At 65.4% G+C, this 12988-nt stretch carries 11 protein-coding genes and 1 pseudogene; 5 read left to right on the forward strand and 7 right to left on the reverse strand.

Translation table 11 applies throughout. From position 1 onward, the window contains the following. The first annotated feature begins 6 nt into the window (after positions 1-6). Both AB5J62_RS26705 and AB5J62_RS26710 read left to right on the forward strand, forming a co-directional pair. Positions 7-750 (forward strand): metallophosphoesterase, encoded by a 744-nt coding sequence (locus AB5J62_RS26705; RefSeq protein WP_370942671.1) that lies wholly within the window; start codon positions 7-9, stop codon positions 748-750. A 115-nt stretch (positions 751-865) separates the two neighbouring features. After that, positions 866-1837 (forward strand): DUF222 domain-containing protein, encoded by a 972-nt coding sequence (locus AB5J62_RS26710; RefSeq protein ID WP_370942672.1) that lies wholly within the window; start codon positions 866-868, stop codon positions 1835-1837. Between the two features lie 31 nt (positions 1838-1868). Here the strand turns inward: AB5J62_RS26710 and AB5J62_RS26715 are convergent, their stop codons facing one another. The 5 genes from AB5J62_RS26715 to AB5J62_RS26735 all read right to left on the reverse strand — a co-directional run bounded on the left by AB5J62_RS26715 (position 1869) and on the right by AB5J62_RS26735 (position 8814). Further along, a complete protein-coding gene (locus AB5J62_RS26715) occupies positions 1869-2714 on the reverse strand; it encodes an SGNH/GDSL hydrolase family protein (RefSeq protein WP_370942673.1) in 846 nt (281 codons plus the stop codon). Between the two features lie 68 nt (positions 2715-2782). Further along, on the reverse strand, positions 2783-3970 hold the full coding sequence (locus tag AB5J62_RS26720) for a phosphotransferase (RefSeq protein WP_370942674.1): 1188 nt from the start codon (positions 3968-3970) through the stop codon (positions 2783-2785). A 79-nt stretch (positions 3971-4049) separates the two neighbouring features. Next, positions 4050-4991: a DUF389 domain-containing protein gene (locus tag AB5J62_RS26725; RefSeq protein WP_370942675.1), complete on the reverse strand. Its 942-nt coding sequence runs from the start codon at positions 4989-4991 to the stop codon at positions 4050-4052. Further along, on the reverse strand, positions 4991-6763 hold the full coding sequence (aspS, locus tag AB5J62_RS26730) for an aspartate--tRNA ligase (RefSeq protein ID WP_370942676.1): 1773 nt from the start codon (positions 6761-6763) through the stop codon (positions 4991-4993). The genes AB5J62_RS26725 and aspS overlap by 1 nt, the downstream gene beginning before the upstream one ends. Positions 6764-6867: 104 nt before the next feature. Continuing rightward, positions 6868-8814, reverse strand: a complete 1947-nt coding sequence (locus tag AB5J62_RS26735; protein ID WP_370942677.1) for an intein-containing Rv2578c family radical SAM protein — start codon at positions 8812-8814, stop codon at positions 6868-6870. Between the two features lie 536 nt (positions 8815-9350). Between AB5J62_RS26735 and AB5J62_RS26740 the strand changes: the two are divergent. After that, positions 9351-9573, forward strand: a pseudogene (locus AB5J62_RS26740) (DUF190 domain-containing protein); the annotation flags it as partial. A gap of 184 nt (positions 9574-9757) precedes the next feature. Here the strand turns inward: AB5J62_RS26740 and AB5J62_RS26745 are convergent. Continuing rightward, complete coding sequence (locus AB5J62_RS26745) at positions 9758-10213, reverse strand: winged helix-turn-helix transcriptional regulator (protein ID WP_370942678.1); 456 nt, start codon at positions 10211-10213, stop codon at positions 9758-9760. Between the two features lie 105 nt (positions 10214-10318). Between AB5J62_RS26745 and AB5J62_RS26750 the strand changes: the two genes are divergently transcribed. Beyond that, entirely contained in the window at positions 10319-11194 is an 876-nt protein-coding gene (locus tag AB5J62_RS26750) for a ketopantoate reductase family protein (protein ID WP_370942679.1), read from the forward strand. Positions 11195-11328: 134 nt separating this feature from the next. Next, the gene (locus AB5J62_RS26755; protein ID WP_370942680.1) at positions 11329-12177 is read left to right on the forward strand and encodes a hypothetical protein; all 849 of its coding nucleotides are present in this window, start codon (positions 11329-11331) and stop codon (positions 12175-12177) included. Here AB5J62_RS26755 and AB5J62_RS26760 read toward each other — a convergent pair. Further along, positions 12174-12956, reverse strand: a complete 783-nt coding sequence (locus tag AB5J62_RS26760) for a class I SAM-dependent methyltransferase (protein ID WP_370942681.1) — start codon at positions 12954-12956, stop codon at positions 12174-12176. The genes AB5J62_RS26755 and AB5J62_RS26760 overlap by 4 nt on opposite strands. Positions 12957-12988: the final 32 nt, after the last annotated feature.

The following is a 12988-nucleotide window of genomic DNA, read 5'->3' on the forward strand; positions in this document are numbered from 1 at the left end:
GGACACATGCCGAACCAAGTAGCCGTTCTTTCCGACATCCACGGCGTGCTGCCGGCGCTCGACGCGGTACTCGCCGACCCGGACCTCCAGGCGGCCGACGTGATCGTGCTGTGTGGCGACGTCGCAGCCGGACCGCTGCCTGGCCAGACGCTCGACCGGCTGGCTGAGCTCGGCAATCGAGCCGTATGGGTACGTGGGAATGCCGACCGTGAGATGGTCGCGCTGACCAGAGGCCAGGAAACCGTCGTTCGGGATCCCATCGTCAGCTGGGCAGCAAGCGCGGTCGACACCGCGCATGTGGCTCTACTCGAAAATCTGCCGACTTCGGTGACGCTGGACATTGTTGGGCTGGGCGAGGTCTTGTTCTGCCACGCGACTCCACGAGACGACGAAGAAGTCGTGCTCGTCGACAGCACTCTCGACCGCTGGGCCGAGGTTCTCGCTGGCGTAGCGGAGGAGATGATCGTCTGCGGACATACGCATATGCCGTTCACCCGGTTGGCTGATCGAAAGCTCCTCGTCAACCCCGGCAGTGTCGGCATGCCCTATGGGACGGCTGGAGCTCACTGGGCACTACTCGGCGAGCACGGAGTTCAGCTGAAGCGAACGAAGTTCGACACCGAGGCCGCATGCGCAGCCATCAGCAAGTTGTCCGAGTATCCCCAAGTCGAGGAGTGGGTGGACATCTTCGTGCGGAATCCGGTGTCGGACGCAGCAGCGTTGGCAGCCTTCACAGGTTTCGCCTCATAGCGCCTCTGTACCGTATCCCCTCAAAAAGCACGCTACTGGGCCAAAAGCACGACGATCGCCAGTCATCGCAGGACGAGAATCCAGTTTTGTCGGTGGCCCGGTTTACTCTCGCGCCATGATCAAAACAAACGGCCAGACCGTCCTGTACATCATCACCGCCGAGGAAAGGGAGGAACTGAAGGCCCTACTGCCCGAGCAACAAAACATCGGTGTGCTCGCCGACGCCTCAGCGCTGAGCGAGATGTCTGAATCATCGTTGTCGACCCTCATCGAGAGCACGACCACGATGATCGCCCAGCATCAAGCTCTGCGCTACCGAGCTATCGCAGAGCTGAACCGGCGACGAAGACCTTCAGACGACATACCAGCCTTGCTGGCGGCGACGCTGAATATCGGTCGCGATCAAGCACGAAGACTTGTGGACGAAGCGGATGCACTCGTCAACCGCCTGCCAAGAACCCTCGAACTCTTGGATTGCGGCCTAGTGGACGACTCGAAGGCTGCGGCGGTCTGCAAGTCCACAGCGGACCTGTCGGACGATGATGCGCGCGCCGTGGATACCGCGCTGGAAGATCGACTACCGAACAAGGCGGACGAGCACAAGGTGCGCAGGGCCGCGAACTACGAAGCCGACAAAGCCGATCCTGAACGACACGCTCGCCGCGCCGCCCAACGGAGCGACGCCAGGAAGGTCACCGTCACTCAGCACCGAGCGACCCGATCGTCGTCGCTGTTCATCCGTAACTGTGAGCCGTCGAGGATTGCAGCCGCTTACGAGCGCATCGACCAGGTAGCGCGTCAACTCAAGATCTCAACCGAAACGCGCTCAATGGATGAGCTTCGCGCGGATGTCGCCCTGAATCTCCTGCTGGCCAAGCGTAAGCGGCGCTCGAACCCGCATCGCCGCTTCCCGGTCTCGGGATGTGACGACACTCGGCGCGCCACAAGGCAAAGCCGAACCGATCGAAAGCCGAAGGATCCTGCCCGGCTAGCCCAAGAGGAACCGGTCATGACATCGCCGACCGGGGAAGTCCCCCAGCCTCGAACAGGCGAGCAGCCCGTTCAACACTCCCCTGGAGGTAGCTGATCGAGACAACAAACGCGGAGGCGCGGAGCGCTCACCCGCGCCGGGACTCCCTGGCTCGCCAAGAACGCCACATGATCACAGCTGCGTACGGCACGAAGTCGCGACCTCGACGCCAAAGCCAAGGAATCCCCTTCAGCACCAGCCAGCCCACGTGGTCGGCCGTGCTCGGGTCAACACCGCCGGAGCAGGTGAGACTCACCGGCGCCGGAATCTTGAACCCGGCCTCGGCGATCAGCCCGGTGAACCCGTCGGCGAGCAGTCGGTGTCCAAGCTCGGAGGGGTGCAACCGGTCAACGCTCCATACGCTCATGTCGTAGGCGCCGGGAAGCCGGTCGAGGTTGAGGCATGGCACGCCTTCGTTCGCGACGACGGCATCAATGGCCGCGTTGAGCTCGCCGATACGGCTGGTGAGCGCTCGCCGCAGCGACGCCGGAAGCCGGAACACCTTGCCGTGATCATGGAAGCGGACGGGTACGACCGTGGTTCCGACCGCAGCCAACTCGCGGATGATCGCGGTCAGGTCGGCCGCGATCTGCTCGGCGTTGAAATTGGAGCGCAGCGTGTCGTTCATGCCGACGATGAGCAGGGCGACGTCCGGGCGGTGCGCTACCGCGGCCGGCAGCTGCTCAGTGCGCACGCACCGCATCCGGGCGCCGGTGAAGGACGGGTTGAGATAGCCGTCCGGCTCGACGCCCAGCGCGGCGGCCACCAAGGGGCCGACGCCACGCCAGCCGCCACGATTCGGCAGGGGATCGCCCAAGCCCACAGCGGTCGAGTCGCCAAGGACGACGAGACGCCGTGCCTGCCTGAGTTTGGGCGCCGAAGGTTCGGGTGTCTCGGTGACTTCGAAGCTCATCACTGTCACGGTGATGACCATCGAGCACGCAGACTCACCTGCGGTGATGCTTGGGTAACGCGGCGAGGGCGTGTCGGCGAAGTTTTATCTCAGCGGAACGCCGGATAGAGCGCGAGGTCGAGACCAGGGCCGTACCGCTCATCCAAAGCCGCCGAAACAGCGTTCGAATGCTCAGCCACGTCATCCAGCTTCGCCCGCGTCGCATGCTTGGCGAGTTCGCGCCACCAGGTGACGAGAGCCGCCTGAGTGCTCGTCTGGCCTGCCCCACGACCTGGCTTCAACCGCGGAAGCATCTCCCACGTGACCGTCCAGACGAGCAGCAGCTGGCTGTCCATCAGGTAGTCGGCGAGCACATAGTCGTCGGCCAGGGCTGGCCACACTCCGGCGACTTCAGCGCGCCATGCGGCGACCATGGCTTCGCTCATGCCGGCGGGGAGAGCGAGCGCGTTGCGGCTGGACGCGAACGGCAGCCTCAGATACGCGGCATCGACCAAAGCGTTGCGCACGCGGCCGCGCTCGAAATCGAGAAATCGGACGCCTGAGCTCGTGACGAGGTTGTTGTCCGGTGCCAAGTCGATAGGGCTGAACGCTCGGTACGACGCCGACCGAGCGTGCTCAGCGCTGCTCTCCGCACGCTGCCGGACCGAGTCTGGAGTCAGTACGCCCAGGATCTCTTCCAACATCGCCGGTACCTGTGCGCAAGCGACAACGGGGGTCGTGTCTTCGCCCTTTACCGGACCACCCAGCCGGCGCAGCAGCGCGTTGAAATCCGCTTCACGGCTGGCGGTGGACGCATGGAGCCTGCCGAGTGAGCGTGCCCAGGAGATCAGCGCCCGTTCGGCGGCACGTGCCTCGGCCGACCAGAGCTTGTCACGCAGAGTGGGTGCACGGCCGAGATCGTCGAGCACCAGAACACGGTGCCTGGCGTCATGTGCGAGCAGCTCAGGGCACATCCGCTCTTCGGGCGCGAGCGCGGTGAAGAGCTGGTAGCTGACCGCCTCTTGCGCGAACGGATCCGACTCCCCCGGAGTAGGCGGCAACGGGTAGTGCTTGATCACCAAGGTTTTCGGAAGCGAGAACGGCGAGGAAGCAACCCTGGCGCGCACGACGGTAGCCGGGCCGGTCCCGGCGAGGTCTTCTGGATCGACCAAGATGATCGCGCTGCCGAAGCGGCGGGCGAGTACCGATTCACCGGCCGCGACCGCTGCCTCCACGGCAAACGCTTCAGCTCCAGCCCCGACGGTTGAGTCATCGGCGGAGGAGGTGTCGACTGTCATTGCCACCGACCCTACTAGTGAGCGAGTAACCATGACCACTTGCATCCCGAAAACTGTGTTCAAGAAGGCGGGCTCGAGTTCACCCGCGTGACAGCGGACGTTCGGTGCCCCCTGTACGTTGCCCTCTTCTTCGTAACATCAGCACAACGGCCGCGGCGATCACGATGCCGATCAAGTTGACCACCAACTGCCCGAACGAGTAGAGGCACCGTTCCCAATCCTGCAGCACGGCGGCGACGACCGCATAGCCAGCGGCCGGAACTGTGGTCACAGATATGAAAACTCCGACCAAAGCGGCAGATTTCGCCGAGGTCATCGAAAGCATCCCGGCAGCGCCGGCGAGCAGTGCGATGATCAACGAGAACTTTCCTACGTCGTAGACGAAGTCCACCTGGTGGTTCGCCAGCAGCGCCGCCCGATTGAACAGGCCGGTAGCCTCACCGAGCAACGTCGCACCCAGCGTCACCGCCATGGCGAGCGGGAAGCCGACCGCCAGTGCGGCGGACGCCTGGCGCACCAGGTCCCAGCGGCGGAGCACCAGTCCGACCGCGATCGCCGCGAGCGGCCCGAATTCCGGGCCGACCACCATCGCACCGACGATCGTCACCGCGGAGTTGGTGACGATACCGACCGCTGCCAGCAGGCAGGCGATGGCGAGGAAGGCCTGGAACGTAACGTTGAGCCGCGATTCTTCGCCAGTGCGCGCGAGAAGCTCCTGCCACACGACGGCGTCGGCGCCGTCCCCTGGCGCGGCTTCCTCCGCACGGTCCGCAGCATCGGACAGTGCGGTGTCGATCGCTTCGAGCGTGATGCCGCCAGAGGTATCAAGCTGCAGAGTGCACAGTGCACCAACGATTTCGTCGGCCGCCTCGCGGGCGACGTCGACTTCGACAAGGTCACCCTCAGGCATCACGGCGACGCCGTGATGCACGATGAGATGCGCCGTTCCGGGGTGTGCCCGCAGGACTTCGACCGCTTCGGCGGTCTTGTCCGGCGGGCACACGGCCCTGAGGTGGAGCACTACTGCTTCGGCGCCGGGGGCTTCGCGTCGATGCCGGCGTCCTTGCGCTGCTCGGGGGTGATCGGCGCAGGCGCAGCGGTCAGCGGGTCATAGCCGCCGCCGGTCTTCGGGAACGCGATGACATCGCGGATCGAGTCCGAGCCCGACAGGAGCATGGTGACGCGGTCCCAGCCGAAGGCGATGCCGCCGTGCGGGGGCGGGCCGAACTGGAAGGCGTCGAGCAGGAAGCCGAACTTCTCCTGCGCCTCCTCTTCGGTCAGCCCCATGATCTCGAAGACCTGCTTCTGCAGTCCCGCCTGGTGGATACGAATCGAGCCGCCGCCGATCTCGTTGCCGTTACAGACGATGTCGTAGGCGTACGCCAGAGCGCTGCCGGGGTCGTCGGCGAGCTTCTCAATCCATTCAGGGGTCGGGGACGTGAACGCGTGGTGCAGGGCGGTCCACTTTCCGCTGCCGACAGCCACGTCGTCGCCGATCTCCTCGACCGGGGCGAACAGCGGGAAGTCGACGACCCAGACGAACGACCAGGCGTTCTCGTCGATCAGCTCCAGGCGCTTGCCGATCTCGTCGCGCACGGCGCCGAGGAGCGGCTGCGTGCTCGACGCCTTACCCGCACCGAAGAAGATGCAGTCGCCAGGCTTCGCACCCGCGGCCTGTGCGACGCTCTGACGCTCCTCCTCGGAAAGGTTCTTGGCGACCGGGCCGCCGAGTGTGCCGTCCTCGTTGACCAGGATGTAGGCGAGCCCCTTCGCGCCGCGCTGCTTCGCGAACTCCTGCCACGCGTCCAGCGTCCGGCGAGGCTGGCTCGCGCCGCCCGCCATGACGACGGCACCGACGTAGGGTGCCTGGAAGACGCGGAACGGAGTGTCGGCGAAGAACTCGGTCATCTCGGTGAGCTCGAGGTCGAAGCGCAGGTCCGGCTTGTCGGAACCGTACTTCGCCATCGCCTCGGCGTAGCTGATCCGCCGGAACGGGCGGGGGATCTCGACGTCGATCAGCTTCCACAGCTCGGTGACGATGTCCTCGCCCAGCGCGATGATGTCGTCCTGCTCGACGAAGCTCATCTCGATGTCGAGCTGGGTGAACTCGGGCTGCCGGTCGGCGCGGAAGTCTTCGTCGCGGTAGCAGCGGGCGATCTGGTAGTACCGCTCCAGGCCGCCGACCATCAGGAGCTGCTTGAACAGCTGCGGCGACTGCGGCAGCGCGTACCAGGAACCGGGCTTGAGACGTGCCGGAACCAGGAAGTCGCGGGCGCCTTCGGGGGTGGACCGGGTCATTGTCGGGGTCTCGACCTCGACGAACTCCTGGGAGTGCAGCACCTCGCGCGCTACCCGGTTGACCTCGCTGCGCAGGCGCATGGCCTTGGCCGGACCACTGCGGCGCAGGTCGAGGTAGCGGTGCTTGAGCCGGACCTCTTCACCGACGTCGACGCGCTCGTCGATCGGGAACGGCAGCACGGCGGCTTCGGACAGCACCTCGAGCTCGGTGACCAGCACCTCGATCGCGCCGGTCGGGATCTCGGTGTTCTCGTTGCCGCCCGGACGCTGGGCGACCTCGCCGACGATCCGGACGCAGTACTCCGAACGCAGCTGGTGGGCGCGCTCGGCCATCTCACCCTCACGGAACACGACCTGGGCAACGCCGGAGGCGTCCCTCAGATCGATGAAGATGACACCGCCGTGATCGCGCCGCCGGGCCACCCAACCGGTGAGGGTGACGGTCTGACCGGCATGCTCGGCACGCAGGGTGCCGGCTTTATGGGTGCGAAGCACTGCGGGTGCTCTCCTTCTCCAGTGGTCGAGTGGGCGTGTCAGCTGCGATTTCGCCGACGAACAAGGCTAACGAATCACCCACGGGGTAGCGCCACCAGGTTTCTCTACAGCAAGGTCATCTGCTCGCCCACGCTGGACGAGGCCGATGTTCCCCGGTCTCGCGGTGCGGGGATCGCGCCCTCTGGCCAGCTCGCGCCCTCGTCACCGGGCACACCACGTGATCGTCTCCGCGACGACGGTTCCAGACCGTGGTGCCTGATCAGCGGCAGGATTCGCTCGGACAGCCACTCCCGATACGCCTGGCTGACGTAGCTCCCACGTGCGTAGAGCGTCCGGTAGCGGGGTACGAGTCCGGGACGTTCGGCCGCCAACCATCGCGCGAACCACTCACGGGCTCCGGGCCGCAGGTGGAGAGGCAGCACAGTCACTCCCGAAGCTCCGGCGTCAGCGACTGCGGCGAGCAGGGCGTCGAGCGCCTCCTCCGAATCGGTCAGCCCCGGCAGGATCGGTGCCAGGAACACCCCGCAAGGCAAGCCCGCGCCCCTTGCCTTGCGCACAAGGTCGAGCCTGGCCTGCGGACTCGGCGTGCCGGGTTCGAGCCGTCGTTGGAGCTCCGGGTCCAGTAGCGCGATCGAGACACCAAGTCCCACAGGGACATCGCGCGCGACCGACTCGAGCAACGGCAGGTCCCTGGCGAGCACCGTGCCCTTCGTCAGGATCGAGAACGGCGTGCCTGTCTCGGCGAGCGCGGTGATGATCCGAGGCATCAGCTGGTAACGGCCTTCAGCCCGCTGGTACGGGTCTGTGTTCGTACCCATCGCGACGTGTTCGCCGGCCCAGCCGGGCTTGCGCAACTGCGCCACGAGCACCTCAGGTGCGTTGACCTTGACCACGACCTGCGTATCGAAGTCCTTGCCAGCGTCGAAATCGAGATACTTGTGCGTGTTCCTCGCGAAACAATTGTGGGTGACCATTCCGTTGGCGATGAAATCACCGGTTCCGGTGGTGATGTCGAACAACGGCATATCCAGCCCGAGCGGCTCGATCGACCGGACTCGCAGATACTCGCCTCCCATCGTCAGCGGCTCCAGCGCTCGTTTGCCGGCGACCGCCGGATCGACCGTGTGCAGAAATCGGAGCTGCTCGGCCAGGCCGCCGGTCAATCGGACGACGAGCACGCTTCGGTCGCGTTCGTGTTTCTTCACCGTGTAGGTGAAGCCGAAGCGCGCCAATGCGTCGCAGACCGTGTCCACGACCTGCGGCACCTCGTGGACGATCCGCAGGACGTCCAGTTCCCATCCACCCGCGGCATCGTAGACGCCGGCGAGAAAGCCTTGCTGCCAAGCAATTTCCGGACTGGGCAGCAGTTTTGCGAAGTCTGTTCCCGTGGTGAATGTCGGCAAGTAGCTCAAGGCGCGATCCGACGCATCGCGATCGCGGCCGTATTTGTCCGGCCGGAGCATTCCACAGAGATACCCGGCGCGGTAGTCCACTGTGTCCTGAGGGGCCGCGGCGAAAGACCCCGTGCCGACGAATTCGACGCCCGGTACGAGATGTGGTCGTTCCGCAGTGCCCCAGCCACTTGTGCCTATGACGTGCTTCCAGCCGCTCGCGCTGAGAAATCGGTGGTCGCCACTCGCGACGAGCTCGGTGCCATCCTCCAGAGCGACGCGGTACGCGGGTTTCACAGTGGACCAATGGGCGAGCACTCGCGTTCGCCGGAATCGCCGATCCGTGCCCACACCTTCGGTGCCGTAGATCTCGTCTCCGACCCTGAGTTCGGCGAGTGCTCGAGTGCGACCGTCCGCCATCAGTATCCGGGTGTCGCCTGCCAGGCAGTACGTGCAGGCATGTGAGCAACCCCGGTAAGGATTGACCGTCCACTTGAACGGCATCGGCGAGCCGCCCGGCACCTTGTTCAGCACGGATTTGGCGTGCACCTCGTGAAACGTGACCCCGTCGAACTCCGGTGAACGCACGGACCGCACCAGACCGTCCAGCCCCAGCAGCGCCTGCTCCCCCGCCCCCGCTTTCTGTTGTTCCCATCGCACGCCGCCAGTCGAACACATGTTCTATATACTGTCAATGTCCGCAGCTCAACCACCGCCGACAGGGAGTCCACCTCTGATCACCGCACGTCGAAACAGCCTTCGGCCACCCCCGCTGACAGCCGCAGCGCAGGGACCTCGGCGAGCCGTGTGTCAAGCACGGCCCAGCACGATGATGGGACACCGCCCGCTCGGGACGACCAGCAGAGACAGTCCGCATCAAGAGCAGGTGGAACCACAGCCCGCCAAGGATCCGCCTGCACACCTGGCGACACGACGGAACGCAATCCACGTCGGCCCTTTGCGGAACCTCAGAGCTCGCTCGCACGTTCTGTAGACGAAACCGCCGCGCACCTGGCGCTTCGTGCGGGCAGGGTGATCTGACCCGCCATGCTCAGACTCTGCGTTTGGTCACTGACACGACGAAAGACCTGGGTTTCGACGCTTGCGGTCGCACAAGCGCCGTGACCCATGGAAGTGTCGACACTCGCGGTGTTTGCCGGTTGCGGTCAGGAGGAACAGTCATGCCGCTGTCGGGCCGAGCGCGAGACGCCGGGCCGGCAGGTGCGTCGGTGCTCAAGGGCGTCGAAGGCTACGGCGCGAACTCGTTGATCCACACGAGCAACATCCTGTCGTTGTCGGACGGCCTGCCTGTCGCAATCGTGATCGTCGACGCCGAAGCACCGGTCCGCGCGCTTTTTGCCTCAACTCGACGAGCTCATCAGCGAACTGGTCGTTCACCACCGCGGCCGGGCGAAGTAGTTCTCGGAACTTAGAAGCGGCTACGCCCGCTTAGGTCCAGCGATCAGGACTCGGCTCCACGCTCTCTCCGAGGCCCAGTACTCGTGACCAAACCTGGCACCTACGTCGCGATGGGCGTTTTTGCGACGACGCCTTACAAGCAGACCTCGCAACGAGCCACCTGGGTTTGGATGGCGCGTGACGGCTAGGCGTGCGGCATTTTGGCGAGCTTGATCGGCGGCGCCGCGGGGGTCGCCACGTACTGGAACCGGTCCGGAGTGACGGTGACCCCGGTGCGCTGGTCGACCAGTACCGGCTCCGCTTCCTGTCCGGTGGCCGTGTCCTGGAGGCGGACGGCGCCGTCCTTTTGCGTGATGTGGCGCCGTCCCCACGCGGCGATCGACTCAATGACAGCCTGGAGGTCCTTGCCGCGTTCGGTGAGCAGGTACTCGTCGCGCGGCGGACGGTCTTGATAGCGATGCCGGGCGAGCAAGCCCGCCTCGCAGAGTGCGTTCAGCCGTCGGGTCAGCGAGTTCGGCGAGATACCTAGGCTTTGCTGAAACTCGTCGAAACGGGTCAAGCCGTGCAGTGCGTCGCGAATGATCAGCAAGCTCCACCACTCACCGACCTCATCCAGGGTCAGCGCGACCGGGCAGTTCATGCCTTCGAAACTCTTGTGCCGCAAGTCGGGTCACCTCCACGTCTTCCATCATGGAAGTTATCGTACTAGTGTCACTTCCATAATGGAATTAACTCGGGAGGGCTCGTGGCGACTATCGGTGTACTGGGGCCCGGCGGAGTGGGCGGCTTGCTGGCGGCGCGCTTCGGAGCGGCCGGCCATGCGGTGACCGTGATCGCCACCGAACGCACGGCGGCGGAACTGACCGCGCGCGGGTTAACTTTTCAAGGACCGGACGAAACGCCATTCTCGACCTTCCCGACCGCGCGGCCTTGGTTGACGACGCCGCTGGACGTGCTGTTCGTCGCCGTCAAAGCGACTGAACTGCTGCCTGCTCTCCAGCGTGTGCCTGCCGCAGTGCTCGGTGCCGCGACCGTGGTCCCGCTGCTGAACGGTGTCGACCACCTGCCGTTGCTGCGCGCGGTCTACCCGGCGGCTTCGGTGATCGGCGCCAGTATCGCGGTCGAAGCGACCCGGCACCGGCCTGGTGCCATCGAGCAGCTTTCGCGGTTCGCCGACCTGGTGTTCGCAGACGGGACGTCAGCGGGCGCCGCTGTCGCCGAGCTGGCGCGAACGGCGGGACTTTCCGTGTCGACTCACCCGGACGATGCCACCGTGTTGTGGCGCAAGCTCGCGTTCCTCGCACCGCTCGCACTGCTGACGACCGGGGCTAATGCGCCGATCGGCCCGGCGCGAGACAGCCACGAATCCTGGTTGCGTCCGCTGGTGGACGAAGCCGCGTCAGCTGCCGGAGTCCATGCGGTACAGGTGGACGCGGACGCGGTGACCGCGAGACTGACGTCGTTGCCGGGTGCCATGCAGTCGTCGATGCTCAAGGATTTCCAAGCAGGCCGGACTTTGGAACTCGACGCGATCGCTGGGCCGATTATTCGCGCGCTCGGCGCTGCGAAGGCGGCCACGACAGTGGAGGTAGTCCAGGAGATCCTTTCCGCCGGACGCTGAGAAAGTCGTTCGCGGCAGTTGAGGATCAGGGGAAGAATCGGTCAGGTGACTGGGAGCACCGGGCCGTTGGACCGCGTGGTGAGGAGGTCGGCCAGGAAACGGTCGACCTCCTCACTGGCCTGCCCGGAGCGGATTTGACCACACTGCTGCTCGAGGTCATGCGTATCCGCGCCGGAAAGCGATCAGCTCCTGACGTACTGCGCCGTTATCGGGAAGACCGCTTCAGCGCACCCGCCGCTGTTCCAGCGCACAGGTTGCGGGCGGCCGAGGACGCCGTTGTTTCCGCCTTGCCCACCGACTTCGCACTACTCACTTTGGCACCGATCGCGCCACTCGGCACCCACTCGGCGTTGGCCACGGTCGACCAGAACAAGGTGGTTTCAACAGCCAGGGGAAGCGAAGTGGCAGCTGATCCGACAAACGCGCTAGCGCTGGAAGCGGCGTTGAGGCGGCGGCAGTCGTCGCGAACCGAGCCGAAGTCGGACGATGTCGTGCGGTTGGCCGCGGCACAACGAGTCGTTCGCGCGCAGCAGGTGACCGGGCGGGCCACGTTCGCGCACTTCGCGTTGTTCGGAGCTGTTTCCGCCGGACGCGATGCGGGGAACTTGGCGTTTGAACGGCAGCACATCGTCGAGCACCTCGGTTTTGCCGCGAAAGCGACACAAGCTGCTGTCGGTGGCCGCGTGGAAATCAGTCTCACCTCGCTGACACCCGGATTCGCACCGGTCGTGCTCGCGGCACATGACGCTTTCGAGGACCAGCATGATGTCGAAATAGTCGGCGATCCGCATCGCGGCACCGGCCGTGGCTACTACCTCGGGCTCTGCTTCAAGGTCTACAGCGTGCTCGGGGACGACCGGATCGAAGTCGGTGACGGCGGCTTCGTCGACTGGACGCGTACGTTGCTCGGCAACCGGAAGGAACGGCTGCTGATCAGTGGCCTCGGTATCGACCGTCTGGCTACGTTGTCGCCTGCCCGCTAACGATGTGCGACACCCCGAACCGACCACGCTCTGGCGGTGAGCGGGATGGATCCGTCCGCTTCGGCAGGCAGCCGGCCACGCAGCAGGTCGCGAAGCGCGGCTCGATGATCATCGGACAACGACATGGCATAGCCGGGTGCAGGCCCTTGGCCGCCGAGGAACGGCCGCCAGAAGTCGTCGAAATCGGCGAAAACGGTCGATATCTCGATGGGCTCGACCGCCACGTCGACCAGGCCCGCAGCCGCCCAGAGCCGTCCGAGTGGTTCCGGACGACACCACGGGAAGCGATGCTTTTCGTCCACTTCGTCGACGGCGGGGTCGAGCGCGACGGCCGCGTCCCAGAAGTGGCTGAGCATTTCCATGCCACCGGCGTAGTCCCAGACATACGCCGCCACGACAGGCGCGACTCGCGCGAATTCGGCGACGGCCTGGCTAGGGTCGAGCACGAAATTCAGCGCGAGTCCGCTCACCACGACGTCGAAAGCATGGTCGGAAAACGGCAGAGAACCGGCATCGCCGACGACGAACGCTGATCGGGTGCCCGTGATCCGATCACGGGCGACGGACAGAAATCCGGCGGATGGATCCAAGCCGGCCAGTCGTGACGGCTCGGCGACCGAATGCACGGTCTCGGACAGCGCGCCCGAGCCGCAGCCGACGTCCAGCCATCGCGAGTGCGCCGGCATGCCGAGTCCGCGGACGAAGCGCTCCGCGACCGGCTTGCTCCAGCGCCCCATGTACGCCTCATACGCATCGCCAGCGGCCCAGATCTCGCGCATGAGAAGACGATACGACCGGTCGGCGGGATCCG

Source organism: Amycolatopsis sp. cg5 (assembly GCF_041346955.1).
In the GTDB taxonomy this organism is placed as follows: domain Bacteria; phylum Actinomycetota; class Actinomycetes; order Mycobacteriales; family Pseudonocardiaceae; genus Amycolatopsis.

Excerpts from the sequence above, each read along its gene's own strand:
- AB5J62_RS26705 (WP_370942671.1), top strand. The coding sequence starts at position 7 with ATGCCGAACCAAGTAGCCGTTCTTTCCGACATCCACGGCGTGCTGCCG.
- AB5J62_RS26710 (WP_370942672.1), top strand. The coding sequence starts at position 866 with ATGATCAAAACAAACGGCCAGACCGTCCTGTACATCATCACCGCCGAG.
- AB5J62_RS26715 (WP_370942673.1), bottom strand. The coding sequence starts at position 2,714 with ATGGTCATCACCGTGACAGTGATGAGCTTCGAAGTCACCGAGACACCC.
- AB5J62_RS26720 (WP_370942674.1), bottom strand. The coding sequence starts at position 3,970 with ATGACAGTCGACACCTCCTCCGCCGATGACTCAACCGTCGGGGCTGGA.
- AB5J62_RS26745 (WP_370942678.1), bottom strand. The coding sequence starts at position 10,213 with ATGAACTGCCCGGTCGCGCTGACCCTGGATGAGGTCGGTGAGTGGTGG.
- AB5J62_RS26760 (WP_370942681.1), bottom strand. The coding sequence starts at position 12,956 with ATGCGCGAGATCTGGGCCGCTGGCGATGCGTATGAGGCGTACATGGGG.